This window comes from Hahella sp. NBU794, assembly GCF_050749805.1.
In the GTDB taxonomy this organism is placed as follows: Bacteria; Pseudomonadota; Gammaproteobacteria; order Pseudomonadales; family Oleiphilaceae; genus Hahella.
This window is the reverse complement of record NZ_CP192738.1, coordinates 4,140,360-4,163,332: the sequence shown is the minus strand read 5'-3', so window position 1 is coordinate 4,163,332 and position 22,973 is coordinate 4,140,360. Positions and strand designations below refer to the sequence as shown.

Genomic DNA, 22,973 nt, shown 5'->3' with positions numbered 1-22,973 from the left:
GTGAAATCAGTAGTTAAAGCGTTGTGTATGAAATTGACTAAATATATTGCCTTTGTTACTTGTCTGGCGGTTGCTGGCCTCCAAACCGCCTTGGCGGAGCCAGGCATAGTTCTTTTGAAACAGGAGCCGGACTATAAGGCGGACTTCGTATTGGAAGAGCAAGACCTGTACGTAAAGACGCTAGGTGATGGGGTGCGGTTAACACGGATTTATCGTCCTGGTAAAGGGTGGACCTGGAATGCGAGATGGGCGGATCTGGAGTTTATCAAGCAGGAAGTAAAAGTGAAGTTCGCCAACAACAGCTCTGGAGGAGGCGGCTCGATTGACTTTGATCCTAAACCGCTGGAGTTGGAGGGAGAAGCCGCTGGGTTATCGGGCTATAAAAAATGGGGAAAAATACGCCGGTTTGATACTGATTATGAGCGGGTCGCGGGAATGGCCCGATTTGGCGGCGACAGCGCTCACATTGTACCTGTAACTGGTGGTTATGAATGGCGCAATCGTAAAGGAGACTGGATTAAATATGATGAAAAAGGCAAAACATTATCCTATGGAGATATTGCCAACCAATACATGCTAAATCGGGATACTCAGGAGCGAATTGAGTCTGTCGTAGATAAGTTCAATCAGACGCTTTACCAGATAAAGTACTCAGGCGATTCCAGGACGCCAAGCTCGGTCATGGATTACTCCGGGCGCGAGGTGTCCTATGCCTATATTGATGGAGAATTACAGTCAGTAAAGGATGTGCGCGGTTATGAATGGCGTTATGTGTATCACTCAGGCAAGTTGTCCCAGCGTATAGATCCTAATGGTAACGCTACTTCATATGAATTTGACGATAATCGACTTGAGAAAATAGTACTCGCCAACGGAGACGCTACTTCTTACAAATACGAATATCTGAAAAATATTTCCATTAACCAAAAATCAAATGTCGAGTTCTATAAAACAACAAAAAAATTACCCGACGGCACTGTTGAGGAAGTTAAAGTCCGTAATTCGCCCAAACCAACAGGTATTGGATTTCTTTCAACGGATAAAGGGGCCTCCGGAACTTCTAGTAGTGGGCAAGGGATTCTATTTACCTCTGCAACTGATCAAATTCTTGAAAAAAGACGAAACGAACAGACCCTGTACGAAAGAGAAGTAAATGGGAATCTTGTTAACAAGATAGTTTACGACACAAAAAATAAAATTCGCACGGTTACCCGTTACGGAGAAACGATCGAATACGTAGAAGATGTTTGGGGAAATAATACTGAAATTCGCTATCAAGATGGGCGTAAGGAAATTGCTAAGTATCATGCTACGCTAAATGTACCGCTAGAGCGTATTGATCCCCGGGGCGTTAAACATAATTATAGCTATGATGGAGGTGCGCGGTTAACTAACTACACTCAATCTGGTGAAACTGAGAGTCTCTCTTTCATATTTAGCTATAGTGATACCCAGCGTACAGCAAGTATCGGTGGGGTGACTTACACGGAAAACCTTGATGCATATGGTAATGCGGAGTCAGTCGTCGACCCGGAGGGTAACGTCTCTACATATACTTATAATGCATTGGGCCAAGCGACAACGGAAACAAGACCTGAGGGCGGCGTTTATAGATATAGCTATGATGGCGCGGGAAATCTTTTGTCAGTGGAGGATCCACTGAAGCGAAGAACAACGTTTGAATATGATTCTGCCGGGAATCTAGCTAAAACAACTATGCCGAATACTGGGGGGGTGCATTATGGCTATAATAATCTAAATGAGAGGGTTAGTATTACTAACCATTATGGGGCTGTATTTAAAACTGAATACAGCCATCAAAATAGAGTGCTAACTTTTACGGATGCATTAGGTAATAAATCATTGGTTAGAAAAACACCTAATGGCCAGGTTGATTATCAAAAAGACGCGAATGGCAATGAGGTTTTCTACTCTATTGACGACTTTTTAGTTAGAAAGATTGAATATGTCGATCTTTCGAAATATATAGAATATGGTGCTGATCGCTGGGCTGGGTCCATAATTAATAGGTTTGAAGATAAAGAGCAGCGATCAACATTCGAAAGAAATAAAATAGGACTAGTAACCAAAAAAACAGACGCGGAGTATAATAGCACTAAATTTGAATATGATGATTTTGGGCGCATCATAAAATTTATTGATGCTGAAGGTGGTGTTACTCGCTTTTCCTATGATTTCAGAGGTAATCTAATTAAACTTATTGATCCTGAAGATAGAGTAACCGAATTTACTTACAATAAGAATAATAGAGTGATAAGCGAAAGCAGGTTTCCTGATGGTGCGCGAGGGGTATTACGCAGCTATATGTATGATAGGAATGGGAACCTGGTTAAGGAAATTACGCCAAATTCTCAAGAGATAGCATACTTCTATGATGCAGCGGATCAGTTGGTAGAAATTAAGTATTATCCGTTGGAAAAAGCACGAAATATAGAGCGAATAGTATCTTTTGGTTATAACAATCTAGGAAAAGTTGCGTCTTATAGTGATGGTGTTACCTCTGGAAGTTATTTGTACAATGAGATAGGGGAGTTGACGAAGGTTACTATAGATTATGGGGATTTTAGCAAGGAGGTTAAGTACTCCTATAACAAGAATGGTAGCTTACTTACATACACAAATCCGGAGGGTGTGGTCTATTCATACGGCTACGACGCTGCAGGGAATATTAAAACGGTTAATGTTCCAGGCGAAGGGGTGATTGCATTTGATAAGTATCGGATGGGTAATCCATCTGATGTGGCATTTCCTGGCGGAGCAAGAATTGGATATGAGGTTGATGGGATGAGTAAAATAAAATCGTATCAGCTCAGGGATCCGGCAAATAATATTATATCTAAAGTACTTTTGAAGTATGACAGTGTGGGGAATGTCATCGGTCAGTACGAAAGTGATAGTGAGATTGCATTTAAGTATGATAAAGCATATAGGCTGACGAGTGCCGATTATTCTTTAGGAGATGGTCGTGGCCATTTCGATAATGAACTGTATAAATATGACAGGGTTGATAATAGGTTGAGTCGAAAGGAAGGTGCGACTGTCGTTGATGCGATGGAGTATAATGATGCCAATCAGTTGATTCGAGATGACCATTTTAACTATGAGTATGATCTTGATGGGAATTTGGTTACCAAGTTTTATGAAGATAAAGAGGTCAGGTTTTATTATAACCCGTTAGGTCGTCTGGTGCGTGTTGAAAACGAGGCTGGCGCAACGATTTCTAATTATGAGTATGACCCTTTCTTTCAGCGTATATCGAAGGAGGTGAATGGTGTTGAAGTATATTTCATGTACGGCCTTAATGGATTAGCTGCGGAATATGATTCATCTGGTAATTTGATTAAAGAATATCAATACCCTCCTGACGGAAGGTGGATGACATCACCGTTGTTTCAGCGATATAAAGGAAAGGTTTATTATTATCAAAACAATCATCTTGGAACACCCTTGAGGCTTTTTTCTAATTCAGGCGAGGTTGTTTGGAAAGCTGCTTATGATTCTTTTGGTAAAGCTGTTATTGAAAAAAATCATATAAGCAATAACTTGCGTATGCCTGGTCAGTATTATGATGAAGAGACGCAGCTTTATTATAACTTCTATAGATATTACTCTCCTGAGCTGGGTAGATATATACAGGCGGATTATATTGGCGTTTATGGTGGTATAAATGTCTACTCTTACGCTTCTCAAAATCCATTGATTTATATCGATCCTACCGGTCAGATTTTTGTTCCTGGCATGATTGCAGGTTCAGTTATAGGAGGGGTAGGGGCGGGTATCTCGAATTTCCTTGGGCAGACTGCTTGCGGAAATAAGAAAATAGATTGGAATAGTTTCGTTTCATCAGTCGTAGGTGGGATGGTAAGCGGAGCGATTATTGGCGCAGCTCCTGTTGGTGGCTACGCACGTCAATTAGTCGGTGCAACTTTCAAACGTCAAGTTGCAGGTGGAAGTATCGGAGGAATAGTGGAAGGGGTGCTCAATGGTTCTATTGACGGTACGGACGATGGCTCTGGTTTAGAAAAAGCGGTAGCGATTGGGGGGGCAGGTGGTGCCCTGGGAGGGGGGGTAACTCGCTCTCGCCCGTCTCATGGGCTCTCCATGGATCCTGAGCTGCAGGGTGGTATGCGAACAACAGGTCAGTACATGAAAGGGAGTGCCGCTAGATCTATAGGGGCTGCAGTTGGGGTAGGACTTGCAGCCGCAATTGGCTCATGTTCATGCTGGGAGAATTAGGAGGTTTTTTCTTGTGAGTGTACTGAAGCCTTTCAGTAGTGTTATGTGATTAATAACTATTAAATTTGTCTTTAATATAGCTGGAAATTATAAAATGACAGCGATTCGAAGTAAGTCGTGGATCGTGACGGCGGGGTTGGTTTTGTTCGTGGCGGGGCTGCTGGGTGGCGTTGCGCGGGCGGAGGAGTCGCTGTGTGCGGTGGTGAAGATGGAGCTCTCCCAGGAATTGACGGTGGAGCGGCAGGCCTTTGAGGCGACGATGCGGGTGACCAATAGCCTGGATGCGTTCGCTTTGGAGAATATCAAGATTGCGATTCAGTTCAGCGATGATGCGGGTAATTCGGTCATTGCTTCCTCTGATCCGAATCACAGCTCGGCGAAGTTTTTCATCAAGCTGGATCAGCATCAGGGGATCAACTCCGTCTTGTCAGGGGCGAACGGCGCCATTACCGATGGTAAGATCGACCCCGCTCAAGTCGGCGAGCTGCGCTGGCTGATCATCCCCACCAAAAACTCCGGCGGCGCTGACGGGCAGGGCAAGCTTTATTATGTCGGCGCAACCCTCAATCTGACATACGGCGGCAAATCCGAGACCCTGCAGGTGGCGCCGGATACGATCGTTGTCAAACCACAGCCCGACATACTGCTCGACTACTTCCTGACCCGGGAAGTGAATGGCGACAATCCATTCACAACGCCAATTGAACCGGCGGAGCCTTACACCCTGGGCGTGCGCATCTCCAACCGGGGCGGCGGCGCGGCGCATAAAGTCAAAATCGAATCGGCGCAGCCCAAAATTATCGACAACCAGCATCAGTTGCTGGTGGACTTCAAAATCACTGGCAGTTACCTGAATGACAAGCCAGCGGATAAAACCCTGCTGATCGACTTTGGCGATATTCCCGCCAAGAGCAATCGTGTCGGGCGCTGGATCATGGAGTCTTCTCTGACGGGCACCTTCACGGAACTGACCGCCAAGATGACCCATGCCGACGAACTGGGCGGAGCCCTAACGTCTTTATTGCAGGCCCCTGTAACACATCTATTGGTGCACGACGTTAAAGTTGATTTGCCTGGGCGCGACAATATTACGGATTTTCTTGCGCATGAAGGCGCTGGCTACAAAGTGTATGAATCTGAGTCACTGGGCGTCGCGAGCCGGGTGTGTAATGACTGCACTGACGTCAAAACTTTGAGCGGCGCTCTTGGCGGCGAGCAGGGCGGTGGCGGTTCCGTCAGACGCGGGTTGACCGTTGGCGCGATGGAAGGGCTGGCGTACATCAAGATCAGTGATCCCTACCTGGGCGACAAGGCCTTGACGCGAGTAGTGCGCGGCGATGGCAAAGCGCTGCCAGCGAATAACTTCTGGCTGTCCAAAACCCTGCAAGAAGACAAGATCAACTATGACTATTACTTGAACCTGTTTGATAGCCTGTCCTCGTCCAGCGACACCAAATATACGCTGGAATTTGGCGGCGCCGCGCAGGTAAATTTACCACCGGTTATTCAACATATCAGCGATCGCACGACCTATGAAACCGGTCAGGTCGGCTTTCTGGTGCAATCCAGCGACCCCAATAAAACCACACCGACGTTAACCGTTCTGAATCCTCCCAGCGGAGCCACCTTTAATGCCAAAGGTGACGGTACTGGGACTTTTAACTGGTTCCCACAGCGTGGACAAGCTGGAACCTACATAGTTAACTTTGAAGCCACCGATGGCGCCTTGAAAGCGGCCAAATCCGTGAAAATTGTGGTGAACCCTGAAAATGATCGCGATGGCGACGGCATGGACGACGCCTGGGAGATAGAGCATTTCGGTGACCTTTCCCGTGATGGAACCGATGACTATGACCATGATGGCATATTGGATCTGGCGGAATTCCTGAACGGCGGCGATCCCAAGAATCCCCCCACGGGACCGCAGCCTCCAGAGCTGGACACCCCCGCCTATGACGCGGAAGTGGCCACCGCCGCTCCTGTATTGAAGGTCAAAAACGGCGCGCATCAGGATGGCGCCTATAGCTATCGATTCGAGGTATACCGCGATAAGGCCCTGAAGCAAAAAGTAGCGACGATGGCTGGCGTAGCGGAGGGCGGCGCAACCACTGAGGCGGTTATCGCCGATGACAAACTGGAGCCGGGCGTCACGCTCAGCGACAACGCGGAATACTACTGGCGCGCGCGCCTGGAAGGCGCTGAAGCCAACAGCGACTGGGTGAATGGACGCTTCTTCCTTAACTCCGCCAACGATGCGCCGGGCGAATTCGCCATTGCTTCTCCCGCCAGTGAGTCTGTAGTCGCCTCCGTAAGGCCTACATTGGTCGTTAACAACAGCGTTGACGTGGACCGGGATGCGTTGAGTTACAGCTTTTATGTGTATGCGGAATCCGACGCGAGCTTCTCCAGTCCGGTGGCGCAGGTGACAGGGTTGAATCCCGGCATCGGCGGCAAGACGTCCTGGCAGGTCTCTGAATTACTGGAAGAGAATGGCGTCTATCTGTGGATCGCCAAGGTCACCGACGAGCATGGCGCTGTCGCCACCAGCGAAGCCGCCAGCTTTATCGTCAGCACCTTGAATGAAGCGCCGGCGGCCCCGGGTATCGCAGCGCCAGAGAACGGCGCGGTGACGGCGGATGTCGTCCTGGACTTGCAAGTGCGCAACGCGGTTGATCCTGAGCGTAACGACCTGAGCTACTTCTTTGAACTGGATACGGTTGAGACATTCGACAGCGCGGAGAAGAAAGCCTCCGGCGCGGTAACGGAAACGCAGCAAACCACGTCCTGGCGGGTAGAAGGCCTGGTGGAGGACAAGGTCTATTACTGGCGTGTGAAAGCCTATGACGGGCTGTCATTCAGTCCCTGGATCAACGCTTCTTTCACCGTTGACGCTGAGAATCTCGCGCCGTCTGCGCCAACTTTGAACAATCCGGCGGATGGCGTCTGGGTTGAAGTCGCCAGGCCAGCCCTGTCCGTGCATCCGGTTAATGATCCGGACGGCGATGCGGTGACCTATCGTTTCGAGCTATACGCCGATGCTGAACTGAAGAACAGAATCATGGAGCGTCAGAGCGCCGAAGCTATCTGGACGCCGGATGCTGATCTGTCTGATAACGCAACCTACTGGTGGCGGGCGCAGGCGATTGACGCCAAAGACACAGCGGGTCCATGGAGCGCGGCGCAAAGTTTCTTTGTGAATGTGGATGGCGTCAATGACGAGCCGACTTTCGCTTTTGTTCTGCCGAAGGAAAACCAGGTTCTGTCCGGCGGCGTGGTCGCGATTCAATGGACCGATGCCGACCCGGACAGCGCGGCGAAGATTACTTTGCTTGCGAATGGCGTCGTCATTGCCGACAACATAGAGGAAGATCTGGATGGGGACGGTGATAAATACACCTGGAGCCTGGATGGTCTGGCGAACGGGGTTTATACGCTCAGCGCGTTGATTAAAGACGAGGCGAATCAGGTCTCTGTAGCCGCCTGTTGTACGGTGACCAAGCAGTCCAACTCTGCGCCGGTTATCGTCTCACTGCCGCCTTCGCTGGAAACGGAAGAAGGCAGTGCGAAAACGGTCGATATCCAGATTTCTCTGGGGCGAAAGCCGGAAGCGGGCAAAAGCGTGCTGATCAATCTCAGCCTGTCCGACGCCAGCGAAGGCCTGTTATTAACGGAGAACTATCTGCAATTCACCGAGACTAGCTGGAACTTGCCGCAGACCGTCAACGTCAGAGGCGTGGACGACTGTGAACCGGACGGTGAGATCGCCTACAAATTGATCCTGGCTCCAGCGGTCAGTGACGACCCAGTGTACAGCGGTTATGACGTGGACGACGTGACCCTCTACAACCTGGACGATGAGCAGTCCGGACAGAAGCTGGTGGTCTGCTCTATCGAAGTGACCGACCAAGTCGTCAATGGCGGTAGGGTGCAGGCGCGGGTCTGGCCCATCGTGACTAATTATGGCGTGGCGATGCAGGACGTTACGGCGACTGCCTCGGTCAAAGCAGGCGCTGACCTGAGTATCCTGGATGCGGCGTCCGTCACATTCCCGGTGATATACCAGGGGCTGAAAGCGAAAAGTAATCAGGGCGTGTTGGTGGATGCTCCCGCCAGCGCCAATGGACTGGTTGATTACAGCGCCCTGCAATGGTCGCTGACGCCAGGAACGCCCTACACGCAGACAGATGGCGACGATGGCGACAACAACCTGCAAGGCACAGATGGCGATGACGAATTGCAGGGGCGCGGCGGCAATGACTTGATTGCAGGCGGCGACGGCGCGGATACGATTATTGGCGGCGTTGGCGCGGATATCATGTTGGGCGGCAAAGGCGATGACCGCTTCTTGATTGAAGGTCGAGACATCTACGCAGATCTGTTCATCGGCGGTGAGGGATACGACCGTATTCTTGGCGGTTCCGGCGACGATGTAGTGAGGCTGTCCACTTATGGCGTCTTTGCGCCTGAGTACGGCGATGAAGCCTCCGTGGAGGAAATCGACGGCGGCGCCGGTTATAACCTGATAGAAGGAACGGAAGGCGCGGATCGTATCGTGCTGACGCATACGCTGTTGAAGAATATCGCCAGAATCGATGGTTTGGGCGGCGACGACCTGATTGAAGGCAGCGCAGGCGCTGACCTGATTGTAGGCGGGCCGGGCGCTGACATATTGAAAGGCGGCAAGGGCGACGATAGCTTTATGATCACTGCCGGTGATGCGGATGCAGATGCGATTGACGGTGGAGAAGGCCGTGACCAGATTCTGGGTACGCCGGAAAATGACCTGATCCGCCTGACTTCCGTCGTCAACATTGAGGTGGTCGACGGTCGTGGTGGGCAGGACAAAATCATCGGCACTCACCTGAGTGATGTCCTCGATTTCAGAGGCGCGACCCTGCTGGGGATCACTGAAATCAATGCGGGCTCTGGCGATGACGTGGTATACGGGACTGCGGGCGCTGATGTGATGATTGGCGGGCCTGGAGATGATCGTCTGTATGGCGCTGCCGGCGACGACAGGTTTATTGTAGACGGCTCCAGTCAGGTGGGAGACAACTTTGACGGCGGCGAAGGTTTTGACATCCTGGAAGGTGGAGCCGGAGACGATGAATTTAACTTTGCGCTGGTCAAGCCGGGCGATCCTGCAAGCCAATTGATCTCTATTGAACGCATCGATGGCGGTGGCGGGCGTAACTTGATAATAGGGAGTGCGGGCTATAGCACGACTGATTATTTAGACTTCAGCCAGGTTGAGTTGGTCGGTGTGGCCGCCATTAATACGGTAGGCGGCGATGATGTAGTAATCGGTTCCCAGTCAGCGGATGTCATAAACGGAGGTACCGGAGAGGATACCCTGTATGGTCAGGATGGCAATGATGAACTGATAGGCGGACAGGGTAATGATGAGCTGTATGGTGAGGAAGGCAACGACCGTTTGATTGGCGGGAGTGGTGACGATCTCATGAGCGGTGGCGCAGGCGATGATGTATTTATTCTGCTTGGCGGAGACGAAGGCGCTGATCGTTTTCTGGGTGGCGCTGGATTTGATGCCATCATTGGCTCCTCTGAAAATAATATTGTTCGCTTACCATTAATGAAAGATGGCGACCCCAAATCAGTACTGGATGTTGAACAGATTAACCTGGGCGCTGGTACGAACTTGATCCTTGGCGCGGATGGATACAATGGGAATGATGTGCTTGATTTTAGTTCGGTGGAGCTAATTGGCGTTACCCGCATTGAATTGCGTAATGGCGCGGATAGCATTATCGGCTCTAATGGTGATGACTATATTGATGGCGGCTTTCGTGATGATAACCTGCGAGGCGGCGACGGTAAGGACACTCTTATAGGCGGACGGGATAACGACCGTTTATACGGCGACAATGGCGTCGATACTTTGGATGGTGGTTCCGGCGACGATTATCTTGATGGTGGGGTTGGCGCAGATATCTATCTTTATGCGCCTCACGGTGACGTCGATACCATTGCCGACTCTGATGGCGCTAGCCAAAATAGCCTGATTATCTCCGGCGGAGTTGGCAAAGAACAACTCTGGTTTCGGCGTTCAGGCGGGAAGCTGGTGATTGATCTGATCGGGTATGGATCGAGAGACAAGATCGTGATTAATGGTTGGTATGAATCAGATATGAAGACGCTGAGTCGGATTACACTGGATGATTCCGTCATTTACGAAGAGGACATCACCGCATTGGCGGACCTGATGTCAGGCTACTCCGCTCCCAACTCCGGTCAGCTTACCGTGTCGGATACCGACTGGGAGACCATCAAAGGCAGCATTAACGCAAAGTGGCGATAGCTGATCGCTAATAAGACTTAAAGCCGGCTAGCAATAGCCGGCTTTTTTCGTTGAATCCCCACTGTTGAGCTTATGCCATTGTGGCTTGGCGCTTCCCCCACTCAAGCCACAGAATCCGACCCACCCTTAGCCTCCAGTAATCCCGGTTTGATCAGCGAGTAGTAACGGTACTGGCCGGGGCTGGATTTTTTGGCTTCGTACATGGCTTCGTCGGCGTAGCGGAGCAGGGTGGTTTCGTCGTCGGCGTCGTCCGGGTAGATGGCGATGCCGATGCTGGGGGAGGTGTGGATATGGACGCCCCCGAGGATGTAGGGGCGCGACAGGCTGATGACGACGCTTTTGGCGAGGCGGGCGGAGTTGTTGAGGTTCTTGTGGTCAAGGGCGACGATGACGAATTCGTCTCCGCCCAGGCGGGAAATCAGATCAGACTCGCGACAGATGCTTTTCAGGCGAAATGCGACTTCTTTTAACAGTGCGTCGCCGGCGTCATGGCCGTAGGTATCGTTGACTGCTTTGAAACGGTCCAGATCCAGATAGAGTAGCGCGAGCTTGCGTTTGCGGCGGCGGGCCATGGCGAGTTCCTGAAACAAGTAGGCGGTCAGAAAGCGCCGATTGGCGAGTCCTGTCAGCGAGTCATGAGTCGCGAAATATTCCGCCTGACGCTGTGCGGTCATCTCTGAAATAAGCAGCGCGGCGCCGGCGGGACCGCTTTGTTCATCTTCGAAGAGAGGCAGGCAGGCGGCGAGGAAGTGTCTCTCTACCTCATTCGCCTTGCCCTCGATCACGGCTTCGGCGTTGTAGGAAGGGGTTCCCGATAGCAGTGTTTGTGAAAGCGGCGTTTCAAACTGCCCCAGAAGTTCCGACGCCAGTTCAGTGACCGTACGTCCGTGCACAACGGTATTTTGCAGCCCGCTCCACTCAGCGAGCTTCACGTTCATGCGCAGGCAATGCATAGTCTGGTCAACAATGACAATCCCAATAGGCGCGCCTTCATAAAGCATATCCAATTCCGCATATTGGCGTTGCAATGCCGTTTCCCTGGACTTCAACTGCTGCATCATGTCGCCCAATGCATCGCTCAAAAGGTGAATTTCCTGGGGCGCTGATTGCTGCATGCGAAAGGCGATCAGACGCGCGCCGTCCTTGATCTGACGGGCGGAAGCCGCGAGAGACTTCAACGGACGCGAGATTTGCTCAGCGATGCCCCAGCCGACCAGGGCGAACGCCGCAGCGATGATCGCGCCCCAACGCCAGATAACCTTGCGTAGCTGGCGGATCGGCTCTAGCGCGGTGTCCGCCTGCTGACGCGCCACCACGGTCCACCCCAGGCCTTTGAAACTGCGAAAGCCTTTGGTGTCGGCGAACCCTGTGAGATAGCGTTCGCTGTCTGGCCATTGAATCAACCCAATTGCGTTGGCTCTGAGCGAATCCGGCAAATGGATGTCCAGGGCAAGCAGGGAGTCTGGCCCCAGGATGACGCGGTTTTGCTGGGAGACAACCAATAGCTCGAACTTTTGGCTCTGGTGACGCAAGACATTCGCCGCCAGCTCCGAGGCCCAATCCCAGCTCACATAAGCGCCCAGCACGCCGATGACCAACCCTTGTCCGTTGCGGACTGGGGCGGCTATCTCAATGAAATTGGAAAGCTTTGTCGTGAAGCCGGGATTATTGATGGCGTCCTGGCGCAGGCTGCGAATGTCGCCCACATAAGGACCGGCTTCTCCACCCAGCCACCAGGACTGACTCGCGACATTCAGCCCTTCCATCAAACCATTGGTGGCTTGCAATACGTCGCCGTTTTCGTCGGTGAATCCGATCCAGGCGTAATATTCCTGGGTTCTTTTCAGCGCCTCCAGAATATTGCGGCGTTCCTCCTCCTGGCCTTCCCGCAAATGGCGCATGGTGGGAAGACTGGAGACGTTGATGATATCCCGCAGCCTTGCGTATATTCCCCGATCAAGGTCTTCGGCCAGTTGCGACGCGGCGCCGATAAACTGGCGATCCAGTTCTTTTTGCAGGCGGTGAGAAGCTTCATAGTCGACAATAGCGCTCACCACGGCGGTCGTCGCGATGACCACCCCGGCGAAGCTGAGGGAGAGCAGGGTCCTTAACCTTAAGCTCATTGCGGACGTCCTGGCCACAAGGGGAGAGTTCTTTAGGTGTAGATGAGCGGACTTAAAACTGCAAGACGGAAGCCGTGGCGTAAGAAAATATATTTTGCGCCAGGCAATCCTGGCGTTTAAGCCTTAAAGGCTCCAGTCCTTGACCAGACGGCCTTCGTCAAGTTCCACCACCATCACTCTGCCGTCATCGCTATACAGGGCCAGCTGTTTGGGGAAGAACTTCATGTTCACTGGCGCAAAGCCCTCAACATGGATGGACAGGCAGAGCTGGCGGATAAGTCGGCCTTGTCTTGCATACAGGCGAAACTTGCGACCACCGCCGGGACTTTGGGTTTCCACCGCCAGCCAGTCATCCTGCAGCAGCGCATGCGCTATTTTATCCGTTGGCGGCAGCGCTAATGGTTCTCCACGATGATCGCCCTCAAGGAGCGATAAATGCTCCGCTCCATTGTCGCCCTGATCCGTGAAAAGGCCGGCGATGACGCCATCTGGGCCCATCGCCAGAGGGCGGCATTGACGAATGATCGTTTTGCTGACCGGGTCGCGTGCGCGCAGGAAAAAGTGCGGTAACCGATAGCGCCACAACTCGAAGGCGTCCCCGGAGCTTTGCACCAGCATTGTCAGCGCCTGGGGCGTTCGATTGAGCGCAACGACATGGCCTGGCAGGTCGGAAATGCTCCATAACGCACTTCTCTGGGAACTACTCAATACATCCAGCGACCACAGGCTGGTCCCTTCTGCGGCGATCCATTGTCCGCCATCGAAGCTGGTGGCGATGCGGTCAGCTTTAAGTTCCAGCCAGCGGCGTACGCTGCGTCCGGCGAGATCAAAATATTGCGCTTTGATAAAGCTTTCATTGCGGTCCAGCACCAGCGCGCGATTGCCGTGATCCGAACCCACCAGCGCGCGTGCGCCGACGGACCAGCTATGGACGCAGTGGCCCCGTGCGTCATACATAAACAAGCCGGCGTCGCCGCGTGCGACAAGAAGGCCGCCATTATGCAGTGGGCAGATGTCCAGGATGGCGGCGCCGTCGCCTTTGGCAAGGCTGTATTCCAGAGGCGAGGCGCGAACATGCAGTGGTTCTCCGGCTCCATGATGAGCCGCGCCCAGAGCGAGCGCGCTTACCTCATGACTCAGTAATGGATCGGCCGCTACGCCGAGAAGTCGCTGCAGCGAACGCTTATCGTACTTCGCATGCCCTGTGTTCAGCTCTTTGAGCAGGGCGCGAACCGCTGTTTTCGCCGCTAGCCGCACGCCTTCCTGTTTGGCGTCCGCGCCATTGCTGACGCTTAACTCCTGAATGAGGGCGTGGCGGACATGGGCGTATTCAGCTCGATCATCAGACAGTATTCGCTGCGCTTCCCGCAGATAAGCTTGAGCGTTCGTTTGATGTCCTGTCTTCAGGTAATAGATCAATAATTTTGCGGCGTTATCACCGCCTTCGGAAACAGCCCGGTTGATCCACTCAATCACCTCGTCGCGCTTATCCTCCAACGGCCAGGCGAGCGTCACCGCCTCATGGAAGGCGCCTTCCGCGGCTTGTTGGCTGGCGAACTCCCAGCGCATTCGGGCGGCTTCTTCCGGCGCGTGTCGATGTAGCAGGTCGAGGACGGCTCTGTAGCATTCAGTCTGTCTCACGATGGCGATGGCGCGGGCCGTATCCCCCGCCAAGAGCCATTGCCGCACGACCCGGGCGGGGAAAAGTTGTTGTCCTTCCGCCAGTTCCGCCGCCAGTTTGAACCTGCCGTGCTTTTCCAGATAGTCCACCGCTCTCTCGTATTTGCGCAATAGATCCGCCAGTACGAATGCCGCTTCTTCGATTTTGCCGGCGGCGTCCAGCCGTTTGAACGCCTGCTCGTAGGTTCGCTCCAGCAGGCTCATGGACTCATCTTGCACGTAAATGGAGCCGCCGCTGCTTTGTCGGTGGGTGCTCAGGGAGAGATTCTGGCGGGCGTCGGGCGAGCCAAAAGCAGGGCGTTCCGTGTTCCTATCGAAGGCGTCTCTTATATCCCCCAGTGGTATCGCATTTTTCAGCGCCTCTTCCAGTAACCCTTGCTCAAACAGCTCCATCATCTTATGCAGGTGCTGAGCCTGTCTTCTGCCAAGGAGAGCGCCCATGCGGGTGGTCATGAGATACATGGACACCGCATCGCGCATTCGCGACCATGGCGTGCTGGGCTTGCGCCCCTGACCTGACGCCGCCCCGGACCCATTGTCTCCAGACGTTCTGAATAACCCGGATAGCGCGGCGCGAACCAAGCCGGTAAGCGTCGGGCCGGCGTTTGCTCCAGACTGCATCTGCTTTAGCGCGTTAAGAGTCTCCTGTTGCGCTTGCGACGCTTCTAAGCCGGCTTCTTTGAATACCTGGCGGACATTGCTGTCGACATGCTGGATGGCGGCCTCAGGCGGGCTGATTTCCCCCAGTGGCTTCACGGTCAGAACCTGGTAGCGGTTAATGGCGATAAACTCGGACGGATCGCGCAGCTTCTCCTTGTGTAAAGAGTGCCTGGCCAAATCGCCGGCATGCTGCCGCAGCAACCACTGTAAAGCTCCGTCTGGCGCAAATTGGCCGTCATACAGGGGAGTGGTCGACAGTGTGTCGCCATAACGCACCAGCGCGTAACCGCTTATCTGTTGGCAGTCCAGTTCTCGTGGCCGTGGCCAAACCAGCGCCCAACATTCGTCAAGCTCATAAAGAAAGGAGCCCGGAATCCAGTTTTGCAGAATGTGGCGCTTCAGTTTGTCGAGACTCGCGTCATTGCTCCCGAGTTCCAGCAAGAGGCCCTGGCAGTCCAGAACGCCTTGGTGCAGCAGCTTTTTCGCTTTCATTAACGCTCTCCGCCTGAATCCGAAAAAGCCTCTGATGCGGCGTCAATGGGCAGGCGCAGAAGTTCTTCCTGCTTCAGAATGGCGTAGACGACATAGTCCCCGCTGTCTTCAATGTAATGCAAATAGGGCAGGTGTGGATTGATCATCATATGCGACATTTTGCGCGTATTCTTCATGACTAAAAAAACGTGGGCGTCCTGGCGTGCGGTGACTTTGGTTCTGCACGGCTCCAGCACAATCAGGCTGGGTCTGGACTGACGCACATACCCTCCCAGCTCTTCCGCTGCCGGCGCGAATGAGACGATACCGACCACGGTCCCATCCGTCGCGGCGATGTCAATGGTTTCGTTCACTGAGGCGGCCGAGATCTTCCAGGTATTCTCAGCGTATTGATACGCCATGGCGGGAACGCCCTGTACAGAGCCATGAGATCCAGTATGGAAGAAAACACTGGGTTCCGATTGCAGTTCAGTAGGAAATTGCTTCTCCTTCAAGGGGGCGCTTTCTCCACTCATGGCGCCATAGACGACCAGGTTCGGCTTGCGCCAGACCGCTCGGAATAAACGTTTGCCATAGGCGCCGAGATGTAGAACGTTTTCGTCTTTGCGCTGAAACTCCGCATCGTCGGTGTCCCAGTTCATATACAGCAACCGTCCTTCGGCGTCTTTCACCCAAAGTTGGCGCTGCTCCTTGGCGGTGGGCGTGAAAAACAAGGGGTTTGGCGGTCTTCCCAACGGCTGGGGCGAAATATTCTTGGCGCCGGGACGGGCTAGAGTTTCCTGGCAGCCTGGAAAGCGGTGAAGATAAGACTTTTGTCCCGAGACGAGTATAGCGCTAAGACGCTTTTTGCTGAGGGACAAAGCCAGCAACTGCTGGCTCTTTGGCCAAGCCAGCGTTTTCACTCCTCCTGGATTTTCGCGGGAAGAGCTGGGAATAGACATGGCGACAACTTTGTTGGTTCCCTGGAAAAACGCCAGTTTGCGACCGTTCTGACTGAATGCCGCAAACCCGGTGATAGCCTCTTGCTGAGTCGATTCAGGCGTCGCTTTGTTCCGGCTGAATGGGTTGCGCAACAGACGCAGGCCGATGTCTTGTTCCGGCAGAGGGAGGGTGAGCGTTTTGGCGGAGGCAAGTGAGTCGCCAGGTGGTTTACCAGAACTGGCGGACGAAGATAGCAGGCTGACCTGCAGTGACGCCGGGGCGCCAATTGCGACGTTTTCCTCAATCAGGATAGATCGGGAATGGGGCAGGGAGGCTGGCGTGTGGCCGCCAACCAGCCACAACTCTGAATACTCCAGTTCTTGCAAGCGCTGCTTCCAGGCGGAGATGTGCTCCGTCGATACTGGCTGCGGGTAGCGCGAACGCAGCAGTTTCATGACCGCGTTTTCGTCCGCCTGTTCGCTCAATTGCAGTTTGTCGTCCTGCAGCATCCCCCAGCGCAGAATGCGTTTTTGCTGGGCCGTCCGGCGCAGGAAGAGGATAAACAGAGCCAGGTGCGCAAGTCGCGGCGCGCCCAATTGCATGGGGCCGGCGTCAAAAAGCAGGATGGTGCTTTGGTCGTTACGGGATGTCTTTTGCGCTTGCGCTAAAAACAAATGTTCGCCCATCGCCGCTCTGCGCATAAACTCATGGGGGTAGCGCTTGGCGACCGTCCATTCGCTAAGCAGCAGGCGTTGGTAATCCGCCTCTCTGGACACGCCTGCGTAGCCGTCCGGCTCGCGCTCGCCCGACAGTGCGCTCAGTCGCGCGGGGCCAAACAGCGTGGCCAGCTTTTGCTGTGTCGTGTTCAGGTAGTCTCCGAGATCATCCTGAAACAACTGCAGCAGAACAGACCATTTTTCGGCGCCTTTATTAAGTCGCATGGCGTTTCAGTACGTCCTGAATAGTGTGCGGGTCCAGTGGCAAGGCTTCCCGCAGGGGAATCAACGTCTTGCGCTCTGGATCAATGGCGAAATCGCCAGAACCGGCGTGACGACGCACAGCCTGTTGTAACAGATCCGGCGGCGTCATCGGCTGTAAGTAAGTCGGCCACCACAGGTTAGGGCTGGATGGAGCGCGACCAAGATAAATAACGCCAGGAATCCAGGGTAGATCCGTCTCATCGCCAAAAATAACGATGCAGGACGCGGCGGCGACACCCATTAGCGCCGCCTGGCGCGCCGGCTCCAGTTGCAGGAGCGCGCGCAGGCAGTCGGCTCTGTGTTCTGCGCGTGCGAGCAACCCGCCGGGTTGCATTGGTTGCTCGCTTCGCCTCCACTCGATCTCAATCATTCTCCCTGCGGCGCCTCATGCTGAGTCAGTGCTTCCTGCAGACGTAGGCGCAGGTTGGAGAGGCGCTCGGGCAGGGCGTCCGGCGCAAAGCCTGCGTCGATTTCCCGCCCCAGCGCTTCCAGGCGACTACGGCGTTCATGAGAGGCTTCTTCCTGTAACAATGCCTCCGCTTTCTCCGCCAATCGCGCGGCGCGAGCGGCTGGGCTGTTGGCGGCGGCCTCCGCGGCGGCGGACAGGGCGTCATTTTCACAATGGCGCAAGGCGTCGCTAAGAATTTCGCGGGCGCTTTCCTGATTCTCCCGAGTGGGAACCGCGTACAGTAACGGCCACAGGTCTGCTTCAGTGGGCTGGCTTCGACCCGCCAGCGTGGCGGCGGCGCTGATCAGACCTTGCGCTTTCACCACTCTGCGGTCAGACAATTGAATGCCTTCCTTGCGCAACAGGCGCACGCACTTCGCCAACAAAGGTTGAACCAGGGACATGTCCGCCTGTCGCGCCTGTTCGGCCAGAGTATCCAGCAGCTTTATTTCGCAACTCTTGACCGGAGGATGGGTCGCCGCCCACCAGCCCTGGCGTAGCAACTCTTCCAGCTGCGCATCCGCCACGGGCTCCACAAAACAATGCACCAGGAAACGGTCGGCGAAAGCAGCGAGCGTTTCATCTTCCGGTAAGTGGTTAGAGGCGGCCACGCAGATACGCAGCGGACAATCTATATGCGTATGCCCACGCTTGAAGCGTCTCTCGTTGAGAACCCCAAGCAAGGTGTTTAGAATTGCCGTCGATCCGAGGAAGACCTCATCCAGGAACGCAATTTCCGCCTCCGGCAACATGCCGTCAGTGGCGGTTTCCACGACGCCTTCGGACAGTTTGCGGATATCCACAGGCCCGAAAATTTCACTGGGTTCGGTGAAGCGTCCCAGCAGATATTCAAAGTATTTTCCTCCCAGCGCCTGGGAAATCCGTCGTACGGCGGCGCTCTTGGCGGTGCCGGGAGGACCGATTATCAGCAGGTGCTCCCGCGCCACGGCGGAAAGAAGAATGAGGTCAACGATCGTTTCGCGCTCAACCAGCCCTTGGGTGGCTTCTTTTACGGCTTGGCGCACTGCCGAGAGGGCGTTTGATACTTCCATAGTAATAAGTTGCTTGCCAATGTGGAGGGGCTTCTGAAGAATAACGGGGTGGCCGCGCAACTCGTTGTGAAAACGAGAGTTTGTAACAAATAGGGCGCGCAGCGGCCCGCCACAAAATGATAGCCGGCGCGTCGGTGAAGTCAAACGATAATACGACAGGGCGCATAAGGGTTCGATAGTAAAGTCAGGGATCGCAAAGAGTGAAATTAAAGGTAACGTTTCAAACCAATACCGGACTGCAACGAGAGCACAATGAAGACACTGTGCTGATCTGCGGTCAGGTTATTAATCAATCCATGCCGGAGCCCGTCACCCGGTATTTTGAAACCGCAGGAGCGGAAAGCTGGGCCGTGTCGGACGGTCTTGGCGGTCATGCCTGCGGCGCGTTAGCCAGCTATACGCTGTGCTCCACTCTGGCGGCGTGCAATCTCAGCGCTGCGCCGGATTTACAAAGCGTACTGGACCGTTGTCAGTCCCGTCTGGCGGAGCTGATGCATAATCGTCCCGAGACCCACGGGCTGGGCGCCACTCTGGCGGGCGTCTACGAGCAAGAGGGCGCGCTGCATGCGTTCAATATTGGAGATTCGCGTATTTATCATTGGCAATTCGGGTACTTACGTCAGGTCAGTATTGACGATGTGTTCGGATACGACGATGATGACCCACCTGAATTAACCGGGCTGGACGGTCACAAACTGATCGCCGCCCTGGGAGTAGAGCCGGTTAACAATGCTCCCTTCGCCCACTACCGCCCGATTCGATTCGGCGTCACTGACAGATTGCTGATCTGCACCGACGGGGTGACGGATATCGTCTCCGCCTCTGAATTTGAGGCCAATATGATGTCCGGCGACACAGAGCAGGTTGGCGACTGGTTGAGCGCTCGTATCAAAGCTGGCGGAGCGCATGACAATTTTTCGTTTATTCTTATAGAAAGACTGGATGATTGAATCCGGTGTGTGCGACCTGTCCCGGGAGACGCCGACTCGTCTTTCCCGGGATTGTATTTTGGTGTTCATGCGGCTTGCGTTTAAACAGCGGCCGTTGACGTACGTTTTACTCAGAGGTCTGACGGAGTGGTGCAGTGACTGAGGATTCTCGCCCTTCACAGGATAGCTTGGACGAAGTGGTGGATCCCACTCAACCGCAACAGGACTGTGAACCGACGGTAGTAGCGCCGGGGATGGAGCCGACTCAACTGGCGCAGGCGCGATCCGTCGAGGAAGACGCTGCGCAGGAGGATGAGCCCACCGAGCCGCAATTGCGCACGGAGCCCCAGGAGCGGACCGAACCGCAACCTGAAGCGGCCCCGGAAACCAAAGTGGTGCCGCAGCCCGCGACGGCGGTGTCGTCAAACACCTCGCGCCGCACAGACAATACCGCCACCGGTAAAGCTTCCACATGGGGGGTGATCCCTCCGGCGATTCTGCAGAATTATGATCTGGTTGAATGGCTGACCACCATCGGCGCGGAAGCCACCGTCGGCATCGTCACCCGTCACGACAACGGCGAAGACTGCATTCTTAAACTGTACAACCCGAATATGCGCCCTAAGGACGAAGTGGTGCGTTATCTGTTGGGGAATCAGGGCAAGCACCACATTGTTAACCTGATAGAAGCTCAGTTTTGTATGAGCACCCATCGCTTCTTCGAAGTGATGGAATTTGTACAGGCCGGAACCTTAAAAACCTACCTGAAATCTCTCAGCGGCCCCATGTCGCTGACCATGGTGCACAAGCTGCTGGCGCAATTGCATGACGCACTGACCCGTCTGCATGAACACGCCATCGTCCACCGGGATTTAAAACCTGACAACATCCTGCTGCGCACCACCTCGCCTTTGGATATCTGTCTGGTGGACTTTGGTATTTCCTCCATGATGAATACCGAAAGCAACCGCACCACGATCTCCCGCACCGAGCGCTATGCGGCGCCGGAGGCCAGCACGGGTCTCAAATCCGCCGCTCTGGACTGGTGGTCTGTGGGCATGATCATTATGGAGTGTCTGCGCGGCAAGGGCGTTTTCGAGCAAATCGACCACGAAACTGTGGTGGACTATAAGATCCTGCATGACATCGATGTGAGCGGCGTCGCCGACGTGCGCTGGCGCTTGTTATGCGCAGGCCTGCTGACCCGTAACAATGAGCTGCGTTGGGGAACGGAGCAAATAGGCCGCTGGCTGGCTGGCGACAACGACATTCCTGTGTATCGGGACCTGGAGCCGGTGAAGGCGCGGCGTGTGTCCGCACGCGGCAAGGTGCCGGAAGGGGCTTTCCGAATTGGTCTGCATGATTGCATGACGTTGGAGGAAGTCGGCAAGGCGCTGCAATCGGAGTGGGACGTTAACCCTCTGGTGGACAAGGTGTTGGCCAAGCAGTTGGAAAACTGGTTTTCCTCACAGGATAACCTGGAGGCGGCGCAACGGGTGCGTCACTTCGCCCAGGAAAGTAGCGATCCCAACCTGCGTCTGTTCAAGTTCATCAGTTATCTGAATCCCAGTCTCAAGGCCAAATTTAAAGAACTGGAGCTGACCCGGGAAGGGCTGCAGGCGTTTCTAGGGCAAGGCGCCAAGAACCTGACCCGTAGCAACCTGGAAACCCTGACCGGGGTCTATCGCCACAATTTATTGGAGCAGGCGGGCAAGACGCAACGAGACGTCACCCTGCGCCAGTACGCCCACAATTGGCAGCGTGAAGTTATCGCCTATCTGACGTCTCTGAAAGGACTGCGGCAGCAGAGCGGAACCGAGACGCTGATGCCGAGAGTGGAAGCCAATCCGCTGTTGAATATTCCGCTGAAGTTCGCCGAAATGGGGTCTTTCACCCAGCCTGGCGCGTTCGAAAAAATGCCCGGCATGGCCTTCATGGCCCATGTCCTGGAAGCGATACTCAAGCACCAGTCTCCCGCCGAGATTATGGCGCAGGTTTCCATTGAACGTTTCCGGGAGGCCTCTCAGGTCAAGTGGTTCGGACGTATCTATCGGGCGGAGCCGACCAGTATCGCCGAGGCCAGATTCATCCTTGATCTGCTGCCGATGGCGGAGGCGCAACTGGCGGATGAGCGGGAAGAGAAGAGGCGCTACAAGCGCGCATTGATTGAGCGTGTTATTTTCGGCTCGCTGTGGGCCGCTATGTCCACCGGCTTCATCCTGTTCACCTTGCGCAATCACGCCTCCTACCTGCAGGCGGAAAAAGGGCTGGTGTTCGGCCTGATGTTCAGCGTATTGCTGGGCTGCATTCCGTTCCGCCCGAAATATCTGTTGCTGCACGGGCTGAGTTTGAGCGCGCTGGTGTGCGGGCTGGCCCTGGTGGAAGGATCACCCGTGGATCTCTCTTCGGTGGGAGATATGTTGTCCTCCATCAAACGGTTGGGGACAAATCTTGCCGGACCCATGCAGTATCTTATTACCCTGGCGTTGGGCGGCTTCGTGGCGGGCATCGGCATTCGGCAGGTGTTCGCCAAAGCGCCGGACGGACGTTTCGGACAACGTCTGGCGAGAGTGGCCGGGTTAGGTTCGGCTGGGGGAATTTTAGCCGTAATAGTGCTAATTCCTTCTCCAATCGCTACAATAACCGGCCTTGGCGGCCCAGCGCCCGCCAATGGAACAGTGACGCAGGACCTCAGTCCCAGCCTCAGCCTGTTCCTCTATCAGCATTACAGTAGTTGGGTGAAGGCCGAAAGCAATACATTCACTCTGCAAAAACGTCTCAAAGTGAACGAAGATTTACGGGAGCGTTTTGGTAGCCGTTACGAGCAGGATGTTCAGAAGACGCGTGCGCAGCTCAATGTTGCGCAGGATCAGGCGGCGCAGAGTTTAGGGGAATACAAAACAGCTTTGGCGAATGCATGCGATCAGAATCTGAGCGCAGAGAAGTTTACCCGTCATTTAAAGGACAACGGAGTGACAACCGCAAATCTATCCGATCAGCCTGTTACCCGCCTGCTGCTGGATCATCTCGGCCAATGCATTTCCACTGCTGAGGCTGGAGACGACGAATTGAAAGATCAATTGAACGCAATCTTGAATTAAACGACTAGCTA

Annotated in this window: 9 protein-coding genes; 4 read left to right on the top strand and 5 right to left on the bottom strand. The window is 54.1% G+C overall.

What is annotated here, in order from left to right; translation table 11 throughout:
• Window positions 1-4,257 carry an RHS repeat-associated core domain-containing protein gene (locus tag ACQYWX_RS18150; RefSeq protein WP_431685853.1) on the top strand — a complete coding sequence of 1,419 codons (4,257 nt, stop codon included), beginning with the start codon at window positions 1-3 and terminating at the stop codon, window positions 4,255-4,257.
• A gap of 94 nt (window positions 4,258-4,351) precedes the next feature.
• Entirely contained in the window at window positions 4,352-10,576 is a 6,225-nt protein-coding gene (locus ACQYWX_RS18145) for a calcium-binding protein (RefSeq protein ID WP_431685852.1), read from the top strand.
• Window positions 10,577-10,677: 101 nt separating this feature from the next.
• Here ACQYWX_RS18145 and ACQYWX_RS18140 read toward each other — a convergent pair whose 3' ends face one another.
• The 5 genes from ACQYWX_RS18140 to ACQYWX_RS18120 all read right to left on the bottom strand — a co-directional run bounded on the left by ACQYWX_RS18140 (window position 10,678) and on the right by ACQYWX_RS18120 (window position 18,932).
• Window positions 10,678-12,699, bottom strand: coding sequence for a diguanylate cyclase domain-containing protein (locus tag ACQYWX_RS18140; protein WP_431685851.1), 2,022 nt, complete (start codon window positions 12,697-12,699; stop codon window positions 10,678-10,680).
• A gap of 123 nt (window positions 12,700-12,822) precedes the next feature.
• Complete coding sequence (locus ACQYWX_RS18135) at window positions 12,823-15,531, bottom strand: bpX6 domain-containing protein (protein WP_431685850.1); 2,709 nt, start codon at window positions 15,529-15,531, stop codon at window positions 12,823-12,825.
• A complete protein-coding gene (locus tag ACQYWX_RS18130) occupies window positions 15,531-17,393 on the bottom strand; it encodes a hypothetical protein (protein WP_431685849.1) in 1,863 nt (620 codons plus the stop codon). Before ACQYWX_RS18130 ends, ACQYWX_RS18135 begins: the two co-directional genes overlap by 1 nt.
• Window positions 17,383-17,802 (bottom strand): hypothetical protein, encoded by a 420-nt coding sequence (locus ACQYWX_RS18125; protein ID WP_431685848.1) that lies wholly within the window; start codon window positions 17,800-17,802, stop codon window positions 17,383-17,385. Before ACQYWX_RS18125 ends, ACQYWX_RS18130 begins: the two co-directional genes overlap by 11 nt.
• Window positions 17,799-18,932, bottom strand: coding sequence for an AAA family ATPase (locus ACQYWX_RS18120; protein ID WP_431685847.1), 1,134 nt, complete (start codon window positions 18,930-18,932; stop codon window positions 17,799-17,801). The genes ACQYWX_RS18125 and ACQYWX_RS18120 overlap by 4 nt, the downstream gene beginning before the upstream one ends.
• Before the next feature lie 200 nt (window positions 18,933-19,132).
• On the opposite strand from ACQYWX_RS18120, the gene ACQYWX_RS18115 reads away from it, so the two are divergent.
• Together ACQYWX_RS18115 and ACQYWX_RS18110 are read left to right on the top strand one after the other, a co-directional pair.
• Window positions 19,133-19,882 carry a PP2C family protein-serine/threonine phosphatase gene (locus tag ACQYWX_RS18115; RefSeq protein ID WP_127971375.1) on the top strand — a complete coding sequence of 250 codons (750 nt, stop codon included), beginning with the start codon at window positions 19,133-19,135 and terminating at the stop codon, window positions 19,880-19,882.
• 134 nt (window positions 19,883-20,016) lie between these two features.
• Window positions 20,017-22,962, top strand: coding sequence for a protein kinase domain-containing protein (locus ACQYWX_RS18110; protein ID WP_431685846.1), 2,946 nt, complete (start codon window positions 20,017-20,019; stop codon window positions 22,960-22,962).
• Window positions 22,963-22,973: the final 11 nt, after the last annotated feature.